The sequence below is a fragment of the Hydromonas duriensis genome, assembly GCF_004363775.1.
Lineage (GTDB): Bacteria > Pseudomonadota > Gammaproteobacteria > Burkholderiales > Burkholderiaceae > Hydromonas > Hydromonas duriensis.
In genome coordinates this window covers 1-1,475 of sequence record NZ_SNZE01000070.1, presented here as the reverse complement: position 1 = coordinate 1,475, position 1,475 = coordinate 1, and the positions used below count along the sequence as shown (strand labels likewise).

Here is a 1,475-nt window from a genome sequence, read left to right as displayed (position 1 = left end):
GTGGCCGATGCATTGGTGTTGCTGACGGTGACACGGTAGGTGATGTCGAACTGGTCACCCGTGCCGCTCACTGCCGTTGGGCCTGCAGTCACCGCTTTAGTGACGTTGACGCCTGCCACGACGCTGGTGTAAACCACTTTACACGCCATGGTTTGACCTGCGTATTTCGAATCAAACTTCAATGTGCTGCCAAATGCCACAGTGACATCGGGGTTCACGCCGTCCGAACACAACCAAGAGGTCGGTGAACCGTAGAAGATGTCATTGCCTGCGGTGGCGAATGCAGGGGTCGGTACGGTGACCGTTTCACCCACAACAGCCAAGGCGGTGTCAGATTTGATGCTGTTGCTGCCTGTGCTGACGGCATCGAATGCAGTGGTGTTGGTGTTCAATCCCGTTGAGGCGGGGACGGATACCTTCTCACCCACGGTTGCATTAGACCAATCGACTTGGAAGGTCAATTGTGTCGTTTGTGCAGTCGGAGTGGTGGCACATGCGTTCGCATCTTTAACTGTACCCGCAACTGTCATTTGGGCGTTGTTGAACAAGCCATTGCCCGTTGCGCTGGTACAGGTGTTGTTGCTGGTGCTGCCAGAGAGCGCGACTTTAACACGTGCAGTGATGTCGTAGGTTTCTGTCGTCGGTGTGGCAGTTGAACCTGCGGCGATGCTTTCGTTGCTGATGATCGATGTGTTGGTGCCTGAACCTGTGAACGCGCTGTTCACGGTACCGCTGACATTGCTGCCTTTGGTGATGGTCGGTGTACCAACAACAGTGACATCAGAGTCAAAGCCAAATGTGTCGCTTAAGCTGTATACCGTGGCCGATGGGTTGGTGTTGCTGACCGTGACACGATAAGTGATGTCGAACTGGTCACCTGAACCTGATACAACGGTGGGGCCTGCGGTGACGGCTTTAGCCACTGTCACGCCATCAATGACGCTGGTGTTGGTTAAGGTACAGGTTAAGGTTTTACCGACGCTGGCACTTGGGATGGTTAAGTTGCCACCTTGTGCAACGGTAATCGCTGCGTTGGTGCCGTCAGAACATGACCATGAGCCTGTGCTGTAGTTAATGGCGTTCGCTGTGGTGGCGAAGGTTTCGGTCGGTAATGTGCCGACTTCATTCGGTGCGACCACAACAGTGCCTGATGAGACGCTGTTTGAACCCGTTGAGGCGGCATCAAACGCAGCGGTGTTGACACTGAAGCCTGTGGTCGCTGGGATGTTGACGGTTTCTCCTGATGTGGCTTTAACCCATGTCTTTTGAAGAACGAGGTTGACACCTGAGACCGCAGGGGTGTTGGAACAAGCGCTGGCACTTTGGTCGGATGCACCAGACATGCTTAACACACCTGTGTTGAACAGACCTTGACCCGAAGTGGTGCCTGAGCAGGTGTCGTTGCTTGTGCTTGAACCCGCTGGAACGTTGACACGCACGGTGACATCGTAGGTTTCTGTGGTCGGTGTTGCAGT

General features: G+C 54.4%; 1 protein-coding gene. It reads right to left on the bottom strand.

What is annotated here, in order from left to right:
- A partial coding sequence (locus DFR44_RS11530; RefSeq protein WP_162845265.1) for a hypothetical protein occupies positions 1–1,475 on the bottom strand: 1,475 nt, incomplete at both ends.